This is a genomic window from Flavobacterium sediminilitoris, from assembly GCF_023008245.1.
In the GTDB taxonomy this organism is placed as follows: Bacteria; Bacteroidota; Bacteroidia; order Flavobacteriales; family Flavobacteriaceae; genus Flavobacterium; species Flavobacterium sediminilitoris.
The window spans coordinates 865,183-884,416 of sequence record NZ_CP090145.1; the positions used below are offsets into that span (position 1 = coordinate 865,183).

Here is a 19,234-nt window from a genome sequence, read left to right on the forward strand (position 1 = left end):
TACTGCCTTCAAATGAAGGCAGTATTTAAAATTTAAAATAAAAATGAAGAAACTATATTTAGTAGCTTTAGGCATAATGTCCATATTTGTAGATGTTAACGCTCAACAAGACCCTCATTATACACAGTATATGTATAATATGAATGTCATTAATCCTGCTTATGCTGGAAGCAAAGAAAACCTAGCAATAGGATTATTATATAGAAAACAATGGGTAGACATTGAAGACGCTCCAACAACAGGAACATTATCTGGTCACATGCCTGTAGGCAAAAATGTTGGCTTAGGATTATCTGTTATTACTGACAAATTAGGACCTGTAGAAGAAAATAATGTCTATGGAGATTTCTCATATACATTAAATTTAGGTGATGAGCATCGTTTAGCTTTTGGTCTTAAAACGGGACTAACTTTTCACAAGGTAGGTTTATATAGTGATATTGGAAATGGAAATGTTCCAAATCCTGGAGATCCAGCTTTTTCGCAAGATATAAGTAATACTTATTTCAACATTGGTTCTGGGTTATTCTATTATACAGACAAATACTACTTAGCATTCTCTGTTCCGAATATGTTAAAATCAAAGCATTTAGATGTTAGAGAACAAGATGATCAATTAGAATTTGGTTCTGAAACTAGTCACTATTTTTTAACCGGTGGTTATGTTTTTGATCTAAACGATAAGGTAAAATTCAAACCTTTCTTCATGTTGAAATCAGCATTTAACGTTCCTGCATCATTAGACTTATCAACAAACTTTTTATTCAATGAAAAATTTGAAGTAGGTGCTACATATAGATTAGATGATAGTTTCGGAGCCATGTTAAACTATGCTATTACGCCAAACTTAAGAATTGGGTATGCTTATGATCATATTGTATCTGATTTAAAAGTAACGACTCCGTCATCTCACGAGATAATCATGTTATTTGATTTGAATTTCCCGAAAAAGGTATCTCGTTCACCTCGATATTTCTAATTTAAAAGCGATAAAACATGAAGAAGCTATATATAACCTTAAGTTTTGTAATCGCTAGTGGAATACTAAGTGCACAAAACAGACAAACCAAAAATGCAGACAAACTATTTGATAGATTTGAATATGTTGAAGCTGCAAATGAATACCTTAAACTAATAGACAAAGGACAAGGTGACAACTATGTTAATCAACAATTAGCAGAAAGCTACTACAATGTCTTCAATACTAAAGAAGCAATAAAGTGGTATGCCAAATTAGTCGAAGAGAAGCAAGATGCTGAGACATATTATAAATATGCTCAAATGCTAAAGGCAGAAGGCAATTATGACGAAGCAAACAAACAAATGCAGCAATTTGCTTCAATGAAACCAAATGATGCAAGAGCAGCCGCATTTAAAAACAATCCTAATTACCTAAATAAACTTAAGTCTCAGAGACCTTTATTTGAAATAAAACCTTCTGACATTAGTAGTGATAAGTCAGATTTTGGTGGTATTTTAACAAATGACAATGTTCTTTATTTTACAAGCGCTAGAAATATCGCTAGAAAAACTCATGGATGGAACGAAGAGCCTTTCTTAGATTTATACCAAGCAACTTATAATGAAAACGGGACTCTAAGTGAACCTACATTAGTTGATGGAATAAACACAAAATGGCACGATGGTCCTGCAACTATTACTTCAGATGGAAATACAATGTATTTTGTAAGTGAAAGTTTTAATGAAAATAAATTTGAAAAAGTTAAAACCAAGAATATTAAATATGGTAGAATATTCCTTTACTCTGCAACTAAAAAAGATGGAAAATGGGAAAATATAAAAGCACTACCTATTAATAGTATTAATTACTCAATGCGTAATCCTAGTATAAGTAATGATGGTAAAACTTTATATTTTTCATCAGATATGCCAGGCGGAATTGGTGGAGAAGATATTTGGAAAGTTAGTGTAAACGGAGATGAATATGGAACACCTGAAAATCTTGGAGAAAACATCAATACTATAGGAAACGAAAGTTTTCCATTCATTACAGATGACAATATGCTTTATTTCACTTCAGATTCAAGACAAGGTTTTGGTGGATATGATGTATATCTGGCAGATCTAACAAAAGGAACTGAAGCAATTAATGTAGGTGAACCTGTAAACTCTGAAAAAGATGATTTCTCTTTTACTTTTAATACAAATAAAAAAGTTGCTATTTTTTCAAGTAATAGAGAAGGTGTTGATAACATATACTTAGCTAGTCCTGTTTGTGGTGTGAACGCTATTGTCTTAGTTAAAAATGCTACAACAAGAAAACCAATTGAAACAGCAATCATAAATGTAGTAGATGATACTAATAGTGTTGTGGCAACAGGTGAAAGTAATGATGTTGGTCAAAAGATCTTTGAAATTAAATGCGAAAAAGAATATGTTTTTAAAGTTTCAAAAGAAGGATATGAAGATGGTATTTTTACCTTACCAGCATCTGGAAATGGATCTGCACTAGTTGATGCATATTTAGAACCTATTAAACCTATTATTACAGAAAAAGAAGTAATATTACAACCTATATTCTTTGAATTTAACAAAAGCAACATAACAGCATCAGGTGCTGAAGAATTAGACAAACTTGTTGTTGTAATGAATGAACATCCTAATATGGTAATTTTTGCAAAATCACATACTGATAATAGAGGTAATGATAAATACAACCTAAACTTATCTGAAAGAAGAGCAAAAGCAACTGTTCAATATATCATTTCTAAAGGAATAGATAAAGATAGAATAAGTGGACAAGGTTTTGGTGAAAGTGAACTAAAAGTTCAATGTGATGAATGTACTGAAGAAGAACATTCTCAAAATAGACGTTCTGAATTTTTAATTATTAAAAAATAATATAGCATAACGTTTCTAAAATCTAAAATTTAAAACACGAGCCATCAAATAATTATTTGATGGCTCGTTTGCTTATTTGCTTACTCTAAAAAAATATCTTAAAAACGATTATCACCATCTAAAAGATTCCCTAAGCCTCCTAGCAAGCTTCCTTCTCCTTTATCTTTTCCTCCCATTTGGGGAGCAGACTGAATAACTCTATCAGCTAAACGACTAAAAGGCAAAGATTGAATATAAACATTTCCAGGACCTCTTAATGTTGCAAAGAAAACACCTTCTCCTCCAAAAATAGTATTTTTTATACCTCCTACAAATTCAATATCATATTGTACATCTTTAGTAAAACCTACAATACAACCTGTGTCTACTTTAAGTATTTCACCTGCTTGTAATTCTTTTTTTGCTAATGTTCCACCAGCATGAATAAAAGCCATTCCATCTCCTTCAAGTTTTTGCATTATAAAACCTTCTCCCCCAAATAATCCACGTCCTAATTTTCTAGAAAAATCAATTCCAACGGCAACTCCTTTTGCTGCACATAAAAAAGCATCCTTCTGACAAATAAATTTTCCCCCATACTGTTGCAAATCTATTGGCACAATTTTTCCTGGATATGGAGAGGCAAAGGATACTTTTTTCTTTCCATAATCAATATTTTGATATGCCGTCATAAACAAACTCTCTCCTGTTAACACTCTTTTTCCTGCTGATAATAATTTACCAAAAATTCCACCTTCTTGCTTACTACCATCTCCAAAAATAGTTTCCATTTTAATTCCATTATCCATCATCATAAAGCTTCCTGCTTCAGCAACAACAATCTCTTGCGGATCTAATTCTATTTCTACGTATTGCATTTCTTCACCATAAATATGGTAATCAATTTCATGTGCTTGCATAATTTTATAGTTTTTAATTCTTATTTATTAGTCTAAATCGTTTATAAAATGTTACTTAAAAAAAATCAAAAAATAAAGTCTCGTTATTTACGAGACTTTAAAGTGGTTAATTGCAAATAAAAACATTCTACTATGGCAAAAGAATTTTATCTATAAGATGCACAACACCGTTACTACATTGAATATCTGGAATTACCATATTAGCAGGAGACGTAATCCCGTTACTAACAATAGTAAATACTCCATTTTGGAACACACTATATGTTAATGTTCCTCCTCCAGCAGTTGTTACTGTTGTACTTGTTTGTTCCGATGTAAATGAGCCTCCAACAATTGCGTGATTTAATAAAACTTGCTGTAAAACAATAGGATCTGTATTAGCAACATCTTGAATAGTTGCAAAACCAGCTTCTTTAAATGCTGCGTCTGTTGGTGCAAAAATTGTAAAATTATTATTCGGATCAGATAATACTGGTGCTAATCCTGAGGTTACAACAGCTTGAACCAAAAATGTTAATTCTGGACTTTTGAACACTTTGGCTGTTTGCAATAATTGTGCTGATTCAACAATATTAACTCCTGTAGCAATCATTACTTTATCAATTGCATGAATCGTTCCATTACTTGCATTAACATTTGTTGCAACAATTTTTGAGCCATTAATATACAAATCTCCATTTCTATCTATAAAACGTCTATCTACTCCTAAAGCAGATGTTGAAGCATTTCCTCCTTGAATTTGATTTGCTAATAAATTCCCATTTGAAACATGATATAATAAAGTATTCGTTAAAAATCCATTTTGCAACACTCCTAAACTTCCTGCATCCACTAAACCTAACTTTGCAAAAGCAGCATTTGTAGGAGCAAAAACAGTGTATTTCCCAGATGGATCATTCGGATTACTATTACTCAATACAACTGCAACTCCACCTTGAACAGCAGCAGCTTCCAATGTACTAAAATTCGGATTTGAAACAGCAAGTGAAGCTATAGATGGCGTTTCATCTTCATAATTATTATCACACGATATTAATGTTATTAACAATGTAAGAACTAAAACAGTACTTTTTATATTTATATTTTTCATTTTATTAATTTTAGAGTTGTTATTAAAATTTGTAAACTAAAGCTCCATAAAAACCAGTTGCTTTTCCTATATTTCTCCCATCAACTAAAGTAGATGCTCCTGCAGCAACTCCCAAACTATTATAAACTGGAACATATAAGTTCAATCCAATTTTTGTGTAATTTACTTGTGTTGCAGGAAAAAAACCTTGAAAACCTTCTCCCAAAATATCAACACCACTTGTAGAGGTTTGATTTGCTACAAAAGCATCACCATAAAACGCTTTAATTGCATAACCTAATTTAATTTCTGAAATATATGAATTTGGCACATCGTTAGAAGCTAAATTTCCTCCAAACTGTCCTGAAGCAAAAAAGCCCGAATTCATTTTAAACATAGCTAATCCAATTGCACTAAGCGTTGTGCTTCTGTTACCAATTGCTATAATAGATTGAAGTCCTTCGTTTTCTTTGTAATTCCCAACTGGAGTTTTTAAACCTAATGCTCCTATAAGTCTTAATGAAGAAGATCCATAGTCAAAATAAAATGGATTGTATTTCACAAACACAGAAACATCTTGAATTCCTTTTCTTTCGTTAGAAAAATTTAAATTATTTAAAACATCTTGTGAAGCATTTCCTTTTGAAGCAATATATGGTAAAGAAAGAACAACATCCAACTGATCTGTTATACCATAAGTAGCATAAAGTGACGTACTTGAAATTTGAACCTCATTAAATACTGGAACGCCATCTACTTGTTCTGGTACTAAATAGACTTCATCATATTTTTCAGAACTGTAAGAGATAGATACATTTCCTTTACCCTTTCCTTGCATGAAACCACTTATTGGACTTTGTGCATTGGCTGTATTTATATAACCCAATGTTGTTACAGCGATAATTAATAGTAATTGTTTTTTAATCATGATACTATATGTTTAGTTTTACATTTAGTCTCATTTACGTAAAATACTCCTTACTGGTTTTAAAAAAACAAAAACTTTTTTGTACAAAAAAACCGAAAACATTTATATGCTCTCGGGTAAAATAATTTGTAAAGGAAAAAGATTAATATTTCAAATCAACATATCCAATATATTTACTAATCTTAGCTTTCCTTCTATTTATATATGCAGATGAATTTGACGCTTTAAATTTTCTAGGGTTTGGTAGAATAACAGCAATTCCCGCAGCTTCAATTCTAGATAAATTTTTTGCTTCTTTATGATACCAGTATTTTGAAGCCGCTTGAGCACCATAAACCCCATCTCCCATTTCAATACTATTTAAATAGACTTCCATTATACGCTCTTTACTCCATAATAATTCTATTAACAAAGTATAATAAGCTTCTAACCCTTTTCTTAAATAACTTCTTCCTTGCCAAAGAAAAACATTTTTTGCTGTTTGTTGAGAAATTGTACTTCCTCCTTTTATCTTTTTCCCTTTTTGATTCCCCTCATACGCTTTTTGCATTGATTTAAAATCAAAACCATTGTGTTCTAAAAACAATCCATCTTCACTAGCAATAACTGCTTTTTGTAAATTTGGAGAAATATTTTCTATAGAAACCCAATCATGTGAACATGTCATCTCTTTTCCATTTGCTTTTTGTTCAAACGCTCTAATAATCATTAAAGGTGTAAATGGAACGGGTACAAATTTATATAGAAGAACAAAAAAAACACTTACAATATTGAACCACAGAATCAATTTCCAAACAAAACGAAATATTTTTTGACCTGCTGTTCTTTTTACTGGTGTTTTAGTGGTTTTCTTTTTTGAAGCAGTTTTTTTTGCCATATTATATTAATTCTGCTAATTCTTTTCCTATTAAACTACCGATCGCAATACCCATGCCTCCTAATCTCACGCCACAATAAACATTATTAGATAATTGTTCTACAATTGGCTTTTTATGATTTCCAACTCCCATAATACCACTCCAACGATGTTCAATTTTAAATTGATAGTTTGGCAAAATTACTGTTTTTAACAATTGCTCCAACTTGTCTTGAATAATTTTTGTCTGACCTAAATCTGTTGTCGTTTCACCTTCAAAATCGAGATTCCTACCACCTCCAAAAAGAATTCTATTTTCTATATTTCTAAAATAATAATATCCTTTATCTAAATGAAAAGTTCCTTTTATATCTAAATTTTCAATTGGCTTTGTAATTAAAACTTGTGCTCTCGCTGGCTTTACTTTATTATTAGTTAATTTTGAAGCAAAACCATTTGTAGTAAACAGCAATTTATTGGTTTTAAACACTATTTCATTTGTAGCAACTTCAACTTGACTCGCTAATTCTTGGTAATTAGTTACATTTTGTTGATTTAGTATTAAGATATCTTTTGAAATTGCTTCTTTTAACAAAGCTTGCATCATATTTCCAGTATCTATCTGACCTTCAAATGGATTAAAAATTAGATATTTAAAAGTATTATTAAAGTTAAATTGATCTCTTTTTCTAACAAAAACTTCTGCTTTAAAAAGTGGTCTTAGAAGATCATTAATAAAGGGTAAACTTTGAATACATTCATCATAAAAATCTTCATCATTTTTCAAAAACAACTCATAACCTCCATATGGCTTATAATCAATTATATTATTACCTAATCGATTACGCAACAATTTTAACCCTTGTACTCTTTTTTTAATCAGTTCAATAACATCCTCCTCAGAATAATTTTTTAAATCATCTATTATTTCTGATATACTTCCGAAACAGGCAAAACCTGCATTTTTTGTACTAGCTCCTTGTGGTAAAGGACCTTTTTCTAAAATTAATATTTTGCTGTTTGGAAATCGTTCACGAAGCTGTAGCGCACAATGTAACCCTACAATTCCACTACCTACAATTGTATAATCAACATTTGTAAACCAATTTTTTAATTCCCAATAACTTAGTTGCATATAACGCATATTATAAGGAGTAAATATAATAATTTACTTTCTTTAATTTAAGTGCGTTTTTGGAGGAAGATAGAATAAGTTCTAAAAAAATGAGATTTACATATTAATCAGTAGTTTCCTTTTTTCTAGATTTAATTGCCTTCATCACTAAAGGAAAAGTAGTTACTCCAATAAGTATTAGTATAATTTTTTCAATATGCTTTTTCAAATCGATATCAAGTTCATCTAAAAAGAATCCATAAAGATAATGACCTGCAAAAACTAAAGTAAATGACCACATAATAGAACTTAGTATGTTATAAAACATAAATTTAGCTTTCTTCATGTGTACGATTCCAGCAATAATTGGTACAAAAGTTCGTATTATAGGTAAAAATCGCGCAAAAATAATTGCTTTACCTCCGTGTTTTTCGAAAAAAACTTGTGAATCAATTAAATATTTTTTCTTAAAGAAAAAACTATCCTCTTTAGTATATAAATAATTACCACTTCTAGAGCCAAACCAATAACCAAAAATATTTCCTAAAGTTGCTGCGATTGCTATTAAAACAGCTAAAATAATTACATTTGAAAAATCACTTGGAATAATAAAAAAAGTCTCTATTAACTCTCTATTATAAATTCCTGAAAGAAACAACAAACTATCTCCTGGTAAAAAGAAACCTGCAAACAATCCCGTTTCTGCAAAAACAATAAATAGAACCATGTAAATTCCTATTGGAACTCCATTTATCTCCATTGTAATATAAAACTCTGGATTAAAAAGCTTTGTCCAGTGAAAATCTTCCATTTTATGCTAATTTATCTACTGATTTAGCCACCACCATAGAAACTGCTGCATCTCCAGTTACATTGACTGTGGTTCTACACATATCTAAAGGCCTATCTATTGCAAAAATTAGGGCTAAACCTGCTTCAGGAATTCCAGCTTGAGCTAGTACAATTACTAACATTACCATTCCTGCTCCAGGTACTGCTGCACTACCTATAGATGCTAAAGTAGCGGTAGCAATAATCCCCAATTGAACTCCAAAACTAAGATCCATTCCAAAAGCTTGCGCAATAAATACAGCAGCAACAGCCTGATAAAGACTTGTTCCGTCCATATTAATCGTTGCTCCAATTGGTAAAACAAAACTAGCAACTTCATCATCTACACCAAGATTATCTACAACTCTTTCCATTGTAACAGGTAAAGTAGCAGCACTTGAACTAGTCGAAAACGCTAATAATTGAGCAGGAGCAATTCCATTAATAAAAAATTGAGGCTTTTTCCCTGTTATTATAAATACTATTAAAACATAAAATCCTAACATTAGAGATAAACCAATGATTACACACAATCCATACCAAAAAAGCGCTTCAAATAAATCTAGACTTGGAGATTCAGCTACTAGTGATGCTAAAAGTGCAAAAACCCCAAAAGGTGCCGCTAGCATAATAATATCAATCATTTTCAAAATAGCTTCATTAAATCCATCAAAAAAAGCTTTTACAGGAGTAGAACTTTCAACAGGAATGAGAATTAAAGCAATACCAAAGAAAATTGCAAAGAAGATGACTTGCAACATATTGCCATTATCAGAAGCAGCTCCTATGATATTACTTGGCACAATATCTTCCAATGCTTGAAGTGGACCTGCTTTTTTTTGATTTTCAGCAGCTTGAATCTTTGAATTCGCATCATTTGAATAACTTCCTACAAGTTCTATTCTAGTTTCCTCAGAAATAAATTTCCCAGGTTTTATAATATTAACTACAGCTAGTCCTATAGATACAGCAAAAACAGTTGTCAATAAATATATTCCTATCGTTCTACCTCCCATTTTGGAGAGCTTAGAAATATCTTTTAAATCTGAAACTCCTTTTATCAATGATGCTAAAATCAATGGTACTGCAATCAATTTCAATAAATTGATAAAAATATTACCAAATGGCTTTATCCAATCAATTATAAATTGCTTACCCCAGTCAAATTGTATAAAAAGAAATGCAAACAAAACTCCCAACACCATTCCTAGTAATATTTGCCAATGCAATGCTAATTTCTTCATTTTTTTACACTTTCTATTTTAAAGCGTGAAAATAGGGATATTTTTTCAAAAAATAACACTCAATATGAAATTTTAAAACCTCGTAACTTTTGCAATCTTATTTAATTTTGTACAAAAAATAATACTTTTAATTAAAAATGATTTATTTTTTTAACTTTTTTTATATTAAATCTGTAAAATACTTGAGTATAATTTATATATATTTGAAACGCTAAAATTCAAAACTATAACTAATTATGAAACAAAAATTTCTTTTAATTGCTTTAATTGCGATTTCAAGTTTCTCTTTTGCTCAAAACAGAGAAACTTTTTGGAAAAAAACCACGAAGAGCGACGCTCCCATTTTCGAAAACAAAAACTCACTCTCACAAACCAACCTCTTCACTTTAGACATAAACAGTCTTAAACAAACCATTAAAAGTGTTTCCAAAAGAGTCAATTTCAATGAAAATTCAAACACTATTATTTCCATTCCAAATAGAGACGGTAAAATGGAACGATTTTCTGTATTAGAAAATTCAAATATGGATCAAGATTTAGCCAATAGATATCCAGAAATCAAATCTTATATTGGTTATGGAATCGATAATCCAACTGCAACAGTATATTTTAGTATATCTCCTCTAGGCTTTCAATCAATGACTTTATATGCAGATAAATCTGCTGAATTTATTGAACCATATACTAAAGATTTAAAAACATACACAGTATACAGAAAAGCAGATCGAAAAGCAGCATTTTCAAAATTTGAATGTAATGTTGTTGAAAGTGTTAATAACAAAATAGCATCAACCTCAACTTTACGTCCTAATGCTGATGATTCTAAATTAAGAACATTCCGCCTAGCTATGTCTGTTACTGGAGAATACACTTCCTATTTTGGAGGAACAAAAGCTCTTGCGTTAGCCGCTATAAATACCACCATGACTCGTGTTAATGGTGTTTTTGAAAAAGACTTTAGTGCTAGAATGGTATTAATATCTAATACCGATGATGTAATTTACACTAATGCATCTACTGATCCTTATACTACAAGTTATAACAGTCAACTACAAAGCACTCTGACTTCAGTAATTGGAGATTCAAACTATGACGTTGGTCATTTACTAACAAAAGCTGGAAACAATGGAAACGCAGGATGTATAGGATGTATTTGTAATTCTGGCAAAGGAAGCGGCTTCACATCAAGCACAATACCAGAAGGTGATAATTTCGACATTGATTATGTTGCTCATGAAATTGGACATCAATTTGGAGCAAATCACACATTCTCTATGAACAATGAAGGAACAGGTGTAAATATGGAACCTGGTTCTGGTTCAACCATTATGGGATATGCTGGGATTACCTCTCAAGATGTACAACCTCATTCTGATGCCTATTTCCATTCTGCGAGTATTCAACAAGTAACAAATAATATTAAAACAAAAACTTGCCCAACTGTTACTAATACAGGAAACTCTGTGCCAACCGCTAATGCAGGAAGTGATTTTACAATTCCTAAAAGCACTCCTTTTATTCTTACTGGTTCTGGTACTGATGCAGATGGAGACGTCTTAACATATATTTGGGAACAATTTGATAACGCTGCTTCATCTGCAACAGGAGCTAGTTCTGCTGCTAGTGCAACTAGAACATCAGGTCCAACTTTTAGGTCATACAACCCTACAACCTCGCCAACAAGAATGTTTCCTAGACTAGAAAGTGTTTTAGCAAACTCATCTACTACATCTGGAACAGAAATTACAGTTGAAGCACTCCCTTCAGTTGCAAGAACAATGAATTTCAGATTTACTGTAAGAGATAATAGAGCAGGTGGCTCAGCAAATAACAGTGATGATATGGTAGTAACAGTAAACTCAACCGCAGGCCCATTTACCGTTTCATCTCCTAACACTGCTGTATCATATCCAGGCGGCTCTTCTCAAACAATCACTTGGAATGTTGCAGGAACAACCGCTAATGGAGTAAACTGCGCTAACGTAGATATATTACTTTCAACTGATGGAGGAAATAATTTCAACACTATTTTACTATCAAATACTCCAAATGACGGATCTCAAAGTGTAATCATTCCAAACACACCTGGAACACAAAACAAGATAATGGTAAAAGGAACAAACCATATTTTCTTTGATATATCAAATTCTAATTTTACAATTACAACTGGTTCTAATGACACTACTGCTCCTACAGCTCCAACAAATCTAACAGCTTCTGGAACGACACAAACAACCACAAATCTTTCTTGGAATGCCTCAACCGATAATGTAGGAGTAACGGGATATAATATATACCAAGGAAGCAACCAAATTGGAACTTCAACTACAACTACATACAATGTTACAGGATTAACCCCTGCTACAGCATACAATTTTTCAATAAGAGCTAAAGATGCGGCTGGAAATCTATCTTCTTCAAGCAATACTGTAAACATCACAACACTACCTGGATCAACAACCCCTACATATTGCAATAGCAACGGAAATAATGTTTCCGATGAATACATAGGTAGAGTTCAGTTCAATACAATAAATAATGCATCAACAGGAAATAATGGTTATACCGATTTCACAAGCATTTCAACCACTGTAAACAAAGGAACAGCATATACTATCACAATAACCCCTACATGGACAGGCAGCACATACAGTGAAGGTTATGCTGTTTGGATTGATTATAATCAAAATGGAAGTTTTGACGACGCAGGAGAATTAGTATGGAGCAAAACAGCAAGCACAACAACACCTGTCTCTGGAACATTTACCATTCCTTCTTCTGCTTCAAACGGAGCAACTAGAATGAGAGTTTCGATGAAATTCAATAACATACCAACATCATGTGAAGCTTTTTCTTATGGAGAGGTCGAAGATTATACTATAAATATTGGTTCTGGAACACCAGACACAACACCTCCTTCTTCACCAACTTTATCTGCTTCTGGAACAACTCAAACCTCAACTAACCTATCATGGACAACTTCTACAGATAATGTTGGAGTAACTGGTTATGATATCTTTAGTGGAACAACATTAATCGGAAACACTACAACTGCAACAACATATTCTGCTACTGGTTTAACTCCTGCAACAACATATACATTTAGCGTAAAAGCAAAAGATGCAGTAGGTAATGTTTCTTTATCTAGCAATACAGTTAATGTAACAACACTATCAAACACAGTATCATATTGTAACTCACAAGGAAACAACACTAATGATGAAAGAATCTCCAAAGTTGAATATGGCAACATAAACAACACATCTACTGGGACATCTGGCTATGAAGACTTCACTTCAATATCAACAAATGTTTCAAGAGGATCTTCACAAACAATAACAATTACACCTTTATGGACAGGAACTGTATATAATGAAGGCTATGCCGTATGGATTGATTTTAATCAAGATGGAGATTTTTCAGATTCAGGAGAACAAGTAGTAACAATTGGAGCAACAAAAACAACTCCTGTTAGCGGAACTATTTCTATACCTTCTAACGCATCTATTGGAACAACTAGAATGAGAGTTTCGATGAAATACAACGCTACCCCTACTTCATGTGAAACATTTACATATGGACAAGTGGAAGATTACAGTATAAACATCACTGGTTCTAGCAAAGATGAGCAAGAAATAACCTCTTTAGATAAGGAAATTATTTTATACCCTAACCCAGCTATCACTTTACTAAACATAAATTCAGTCTCTGACAAAGCAACTTTTAAAATTTATAGCTTAATTGGTAAAGTTGTATTAAATGGTAATATTTCAAATAGTTCTATTGATATTTCCACATTAAATTCTGGAAATTATATCATTGAAATATCTGATCAAAACACAATAACAAACAAACAATTCATTAAACAATAATTTTTCTATTCTTTCAAAAAAGACCTTCAAATGAAGGTCTTTTTTATTTTATTACATATTTATAGTAATTTATTTTAAAATATTTATTTTTAACCTTTCTAATAAAAAAATGAAAAATGAAAAAAATCGCATTAATACTTATTAGCATGAGTGGATTATCAGCAATGTCCCAAGAAATAATGACTCCAGAATTATTATGGAAGTTAGGAAGAATATCTCCTTTAGGAATATCAAATGATAATAAAAACATTATTTATAAAGTCAGCACTCCTTCCATAGATGAAAACAAATCAAATTCAAAATATTATAGTATTCCAATAAATGGAGGAAAAGCATCTGAATTAAAAGAATACATTAGCTTAATTTCTGATAAAAATAAATCTTCTGATGGAAAATGGACCCTTTCACACAAAGAAGTCAAGATCAACAATACACTTGGAAAAGACTACTATCCAACATTAGATAAAAGTGATGTTTTAATATATGACGGACTAGATTATCGTCATTGGGATACATATAATAATGGAAATCATAATCATGTAATAATCACAGATGACAAAAACAAAGAAATTGACATCATGAAAAACGAACCTTTCGATTCCCCTCAAAAGCCTTTTGGTGGAGATGAAGATTACATTTGGTCTCCAGATGGTTTAAAAGTGATTTATGTTTCTAAGAAAAAAGAAAAAACAGCTTATGCAATTAGCACAAATACTGATTTGTATGAGTATAATTTAAAATCTGGAATAACTAAAAATTTAACCAAAAATAATTCTGGTTACGATGTAGCCCCTCAATTTTCACCAAACAGCGATTTATCTTGGTTACAAATGAAACGCGATGGTTATGAAGCCGATAAAAATGATATCATTGTTCGTCATAAAGGAACAGATATTAATCTAACTTCTAATTGGGATGGAACAGTTGATAGTTTTACATGGAGTAATGATGGTAGAAAAGTGTATTTTTTAGCACCCATTAATGGTACAAAACAATTATTTGAAGTAAACTTTCCAGGTTTAACTAAAATAGCAATTCGTGTTAAACAAATTACTGAAGGACAATTCGACATAAATCAAATTATTGGTTTCCATGAAGAAAAAGTTTTAGTTACAAGAAGCGACATGAATCATGCTAATGAAATATTTAGCTATAATCTAAATAAAAAAGATTGGAAACAATTAACAAACATCAATACCGAAATCTACAACAACCTTTCTTTACCTAAAATTGAGAAAAGAATTGTAAAAACAACCGACGGAAAAGACATGCTAGTTTGGGTAATTTTACCTCCAAATTTTGATGCAAAAAAGAAATACCCAACACTTTTATACTGCCAAGGTGGTCCACAAGGAGCTTTATCTCAATTCTATTCATTCAGATGGAATTTTCAAGTTATGGCTTCTCAAGGATACATTGTAGTTGCCCCAAATAGAAGAGGTATGCCAGGACATGGCGTAAGCTGGAACGAAGAAATCAGTAAAGATTGGGGAGGACAAGCAATGGATGATTATTTAAGCGCAATTGATGATATTTCACAAGAAAACTATGTTGACAAAACAAGATTAGGAGCAGTTGGTGCTAGTTATGGAGGTTATTCTGTTTTTTATTTAGCTGGAATCCACAAAAACAGATTTAAAACATTTATAGCTCACGCTGGAATTTTCAATACTCAAAGTATGTATGGCACAACAGAAGAAGTATTCTTTACAAATTGGGATATGGGTGGTGCTTATTGGGAAAAAAACAACAGCTTAGCACAAAAAGCTTATAATGAATTCAATCCTATTAACTTAGTAAACAACTGGAATACGCCTATTTTCATTATTCAAGGAGCCAAAGATTATCGCGTTCCTGTAGGACAAAGTCAAGAAGCATTTCAAGCTGCTCAATTAAAAGGAATAAAAAGCCGCTTTATGTTATTTCCTGAGGAAAATCATTGGATATTAAAACCTCAAAATGGACTAGTTTGGCAACATGAATTTTTCAAATGGTTAAAAGAAACATTATAAAATTTTAATAAAACAAGAAGCCCCCAATTACTTATGATGCCATTTGATGAAATAGAATTTACTATTAAAAAATTCCATGAATTAGAAATGACTATTGAAGCCGCTGAATTCTTACTTAAAGTTTATAGATTAAGCCATCACAACTTTAAAGGATTTGAATTAACAGAAGAAGCTAAACCAGAATTTATTTTAATGGTTACAATAGGAGCTTTAGGAAAACCACAAAAAGTACAAATTCCTAAAAATGTATTTCAATTCCCTCTCGTTCTAATCTTAAACCTACTTGCCCATGAAATGCTCCATGTAAAACAAAAAGCTCCAGAAAGTCTAATTAAAGATAAAAACGAGCGAGAATGGCAAGCTTATTACGAAATGCTATTCCATAAAGAATTCCCTTTAATTCCAATTGCATCAAACTATTATTTAAAACACTTTGCATCAAAAGGAATGGAATACTATCACAGAATGGGTAGAAATTCCGAACTCCAATTAAAATACTTAGCTCAAAAAAATGAAGTAGATGAATTAATTAAAAATTTAACCTAATAAAAAACTCCCAAGTTTGGGAGTTTTTTATTTTTTTATTCTTCAACTTTATCTTTCATTACAAAAGATTCCATGAATTTTGTAGTATAATTTCCAGCCACATAATCTGGCTCATCCATTAACTGTCTATGGAATGGTATTGTTGTTTTAATTCCTTCAATTACAAATTCATCTAAAGCTCTCTTCATTTTACTTATTGCTTCTTCTCTTGTCTGAGCAGTAGTAATTAATTTAGCAATCATTGAATCGTAATTTGGTGGAATTGTATATCCTGCATACACGTGAGTATCTAATCGAACTCCGTGTCCTCCTGGTGAATGCAAAACAGTTATCTTACCTGGAGATGGACGAAAATCATTATATGGATCTTCAGCATTAATACGACATTCTATTGAGTGTAATTGCGGAAAATAATTTTTTCCTGAAATTGGCACACCTGCTGCAACCAAAATTTGTTCACGAATTAAATCATAATCAATAACTTGCTCTGTAATAGGATGTTCCACTTGAATACGGGTATTCATTTCCATAAAATAAAAATTCCTATGCTTATCAACAAGAAATTCTACTGTACCAGCTCCTTCGTATTTAATAAATTCCGCAGCTTTTACAGCAGCATTACCCATTTCATTACGTAAATCGTCAGTCATAAAAGGAGAAGGAGTTTCTTCTGTTAATTTTTGGTGACGACGTTGAACTGAACAATCTCTTTCAGATAAATGGCATGCTTTTCCGTATGAATCACCTACAACTTGAATTTCAATATGACGTGGCTCTTCAATTAACTTTTCCATGTACATTCCGTCATTACCAAAAGCAGCTCCAGCCTCTTGACGAGCACTCTCCCAAGCCTTCAATAGATCTTCTTCTTTCCAAACAGCACGCATTCCTTTTCCACCACCACCAGCAGTTGCTTTCAACATCACAGGATATCCCATTTCTTTTGCTAACTTCTGAGTTTGCTCAAAAGATTCTAATATTCCTTCTGAACCAGGAACACATGGAACTCCTGCTGCTTTCATAGTAGCCTTTGCAGTTGCCTTATCTCCCATTTTATCAATCATATCTGCAGAAGCACCGATAAATTTAATACCGTGTTCTTCACATATTTTTGAAAATTTAGCATTTTCTGATAAAAATCCATAACCAGGATGAATTGCATCTGCATTAGTAATTTCTGCTGCTGCAATTATATTTGACATTTTCAAGTAAGATAAATTACTTGGAGGAGGACCAATACAAACTGCTTCATCTGCGAATCGAACATGTAAACTATCAGCATCTGCTGTTGAATAAACAGCTACTGTTTTAATTCCCATTTCTTTACAAGTTCTAATCACACGAAGTGCAATTTCCCCTCTATTTGCTATTAATATTTTTTTAAACATCTTTCGGAAATTTTAAATTTTTGAAACTTAAATCATTTAAATCATGAATAAACATTCACTTACAATTTATAATTTCTTACTTAAGATGGATCTACTAAAAATAATGGTTGATCAAACTCTACTGGTGATGAATCATCAACTAATACTTTAACGATTTTACCTGATATTTCTGATTCAATTTCGTTAAATAATTTCATTGCTTCTATTACACAAACCACATCTCCTTTTGAAATTGTTGAACCAACTTCAACAAAAACTGGTTTATCAGGTGCTGGTTTTCTATAAAATGTACCTATTATAGGTGACTTAACTGTAATATATTTAGCATTTTCGTCTACTTCAGGTGCTGCAGTTGGTGCAACTGGTGCAGTTGGTGCAACTGGCTGAGGAGCTGAAGCTTGTGGCAACGCTGTAGAAACAGGAACTTGTTGAACATAAGTTGTAGTTGATTCTGCTTCTTCATTTGTTGTTTTTATGGTGATTTTAAAATCATCCATTTCCAACTTTACTTCAGTAGCTCCAGATTTTGCTACGAATTTAATTAGGTTTTGAATTTCTCTAATATCCATACTATTTGAAATTTGGTTTAGTTTGTTAATTTTTGTTATATGCCCATTTTAGATAAATAGCTCCCCAAGTGAATCCTCCTCCAAATGCGGCAAAAATAATATTATCTCCTTTTTTAAGTTGACTTTCAAAATCAGCCAACAACAAAGGTAGTGTTGCAGAAGTAGTATTACCATAACGATGGATATTTACTAAAACTTTGCTTTCATCCAATCCCATTCTATTTGCTGTGGCATCAATAATTCTCTTGTTTGCTTGATGCGCAACTAACCAGTTTACATCATCATGTGAAAGATTATTACGTTGCATAATTTTCTCACTGACATCAGCCATTCCAGAAACAGCATATTTAAACACTGTTTTTCCATCTTGAAAAACAAAATGTTGTTTATTCTTTATTGTTTGTTCAGAAGCTGGCAAAATTGAACCTCCCGCATCTATTTTTAAAAATTCTCTTCCAATTCCATCACTTTTCAATAATTCATCTTGAAGCCCTAATCCTTCATTATTAGGCTCAAATAAAACAGCACCAGCACCATCACCAAAAATGATACATGTTGCTCTATCTGTATAATCTATAATTGAAGACATTTTATCAGCTCCGATCAATAGTACTTTTTTATATCTTCCAGATTCTATATAGGCAGAAGCTGTAGAAATTCCATATAAAAAACTTGAACAAGCGGCTTGTAAATCGTATGCGAATGCATTTGTAGCCCCTATTTGTGTTGCTACGTATACCCCTGTTGAAGCAACAGGCATATCTGGCGTTGCGGTTGCCATAATAACTAAATCAATCTCTTTTGGATCAATTTGAGCTTTCTCAATTAAATTTTGAGCAGCTTTAATTGCTAAAAAAGAAGTTCCTTGACCTTCTTCTTTTAAAATTCTTCGTTCCTTTATTCCAGTTCTACTGGTTATCCATTCATCATTGGTTTCAACCATTTCTTCTAATACTTTATTAGAAAGAACATAGTCAGGAACATAAGAGCCAATTGCTGTAATTGCGGCTGTAATTTTATTCATAAAAATAATTTTTCCTCTAT

Annotated in this window: 15 protein-coding genes; 5 read left to right on the forward strand and 10 right to left on the reverse strand. The window is 31.8% G+C overall.

The genetic code is table 11. The features are described from left to right. Window positions 1-43: 43 nt before the first annotated feature. Together LXD69_RS04020 and LXD69_RS04025 are read left to right on the forward strand one after the other, a co-directional pair. Window positions 44-979 carry a PorP/SprF family type IX secretion system membrane protein gene (locus LXD69_RS04020; RefSeq protein ID WP_045970871.1) on the forward strand — a complete coding sequence of 312 codons (936 nt, stop codon included), beginning with the start codon at window positions 44-46 and terminating at the stop codon, window positions 977-979. A gap of 17 nt (window positions 980-996) precedes the next feature. Then, a complete protein-coding gene (locus LXD69_RS04025) occupies window positions 997-2,862 on the forward strand; it encodes an OmpA family protein (RefSeq protein ID WP_246917734.1) in 1,866 nt (621 codons plus the stop codon). 98 nt (window positions 2,863-2,960) lie between these two features. Here the strand turns inward: LXD69_RS04025 and LXD69_RS04030 are convergent, their stop codons facing one another. From LXD69_RS04030 to LXD69_RS04060, 7 genes are all read right to left on the reverse strand, one after another. After that, window positions 2,961-3,761, reverse strand: coding sequence for a TIGR00266 family protein (locus LXD69_RS04030; protein WP_045970867.1), 801 nt, complete (start codon window positions 3,759-3,761; stop codon window positions 2,961-2,963). A gap of 130 nt (window positions 3,762-3,891) precedes the next feature. Beyond that, the gene (locus LXD69_RS04035) at window positions 3,892-4,851 is read right to left on the reverse strand and encodes a fasciclin domain-containing protein (RefSeq protein WP_246917735.1); all 960 of its coding nucleotides are present in this window, start codon (window positions 4,849-4,851) and stop codon (window positions 3,892-3,894) included. 22 nt (window positions 4,852-4,873) lie between these two features. Then, a complete protein-coding gene (locus tag LXD69_RS04040) occupies window positions 4,874-5,758 on the reverse strand; it encodes a hypothetical protein (protein ID WP_246917736.1) in 885 nt (294 codons plus the stop codon). Window positions 5,759-5,900: 142 nt separating this feature from the next. Beyond that, window positions 5,901-6,635: a monofunctional biosynthetic peptidoglycan transglycosylase gene (gene mtgA, locus LXD69_RS04045; protein ID WP_246917737.1), complete on the reverse strand. Its 735-nt coding sequence runs from the start codon at window positions 6,633-6,635 to the stop codon at window positions 5,901-5,903. A gap of 1 nt (window position 6,636) precedes the next feature. Beyond that, the gene (locus LXD69_RS04050) at window positions 6,637-7,749 is read right to left on the reverse strand and encodes an NAD(P)/FAD-dependent oxidoreductase (RefSeq protein WP_246917738.1); all 1,113 of its coding nucleotides are present in this window, start codon (window positions 7,747-7,749) and stop codon (window positions 6,637-6,639) included. 103 nt (window positions 7,750-7,852) lie between these two features. After that, the gene (locus LXD69_RS04055; RefSeq protein WP_045970857.1) at window positions 7,853-8,539 is read right to left on the reverse strand and encodes a DedA family protein; all 687 of its coding nucleotides are present in this window, start codon (window positions 8,537-8,539) and stop codon (window positions 7,853-7,855) included. Between the two features lies 1 nt (window position 8,540). Beyond that, on the reverse strand, window positions 8,541-9,803 hold the full coding sequence (locus LXD69_RS04060; RefSeq protein ID WP_045970855.1) for a dicarboxylate/amino acid:cation symporter: 1,263 nt from the start codon (window positions 9,801-9,803) through the stop codon (window positions 8,541-8,543). A gap of 236 nt (window positions 9,804-10,039) precedes the next feature. Between LXD69_RS04060 and LXD69_RS04065 the strand changes: the two genes are divergently transcribed. The 3 genes from LXD69_RS04065 (at window position 10,040) to LXD69_RS04075 (ending at window position 16,233) form a co-directional block, all read left to right on the forward strand. After that, window positions 10,040-13,675, forward strand: coding sequence for a GEVED domain-containing protein (locus LXD69_RS04065; RefSeq protein ID WP_246917739.1), 3,636 nt, complete (start codon window positions 10,040-10,042; stop codon window positions 13,673-13,675). 116 nt (window positions 13,676-13,791) lie between these two features. Beyond that, complete coding sequence (locus LXD69_RS04070) at window positions 13,792-15,687, forward strand: S9 family peptidase (RefSeq protein WP_246917740.1); 1,896 nt, start codon at window positions 13,792-13,794, stop codon at window positions 15,685-15,687. 33 nt (window positions 15,688-15,720) lie between these two features. Next, window positions 15,721-16,233 (forward strand): hypothetical protein, encoded by a 513-nt coding sequence (locus LXD69_RS04075; RefSeq protein WP_317236314.1) that lies wholly within the window; start codon window positions 15,721-15,723, stop codon window positions 16,231-16,233. Window positions 16,234-16,268: 35 nt separating this feature from the next. Here the strand turns inward: LXD69_RS04075 and accC are convergent, their stop codons facing one another. The 3 genes from accC to LXD69_RS04090 form a co-directional block, all read right to left on the reverse strand. After that, complete coding sequence (accC, locus tag LXD69_RS04080) at window positions 16,269-17,621, reverse strand: acetyl-CoA carboxylase biotin carboxylase subunit (RefSeq protein ID WP_045970851.1); 1,353 nt, start codon at window positions 17,619-17,621, stop codon at window positions 16,269-16,271. An 80-nt stretch (window positions 17,622-17,701) separates the two neighbouring features. Further along, window positions 17,702-18,190 (reverse strand): acetyl-CoA carboxylase biotin carboxyl carrier protein, encoded by a 489-nt coding sequence (gene accB / locus LXD69_RS04085; protein WP_045970849.1) that lies wholly within the window; start codon window positions 18,188-18,190, stop codon window positions 17,702-17,704. A 25-nt stretch (window positions 18,191-18,215) separates the two neighbouring features. After that, window positions 18,216-19,214, reverse strand: a complete 999-nt coding sequence (locus LXD69_RS04090; RefSeq protein ID WP_246917742.1) for a beta-ketoacyl-ACP synthase III — start codon at window positions 19,212-19,214, stop codon at window positions 18,216-18,218. Between the last annotated feature and the right edge of the window lie 20 nt (window positions 19,215-19,234).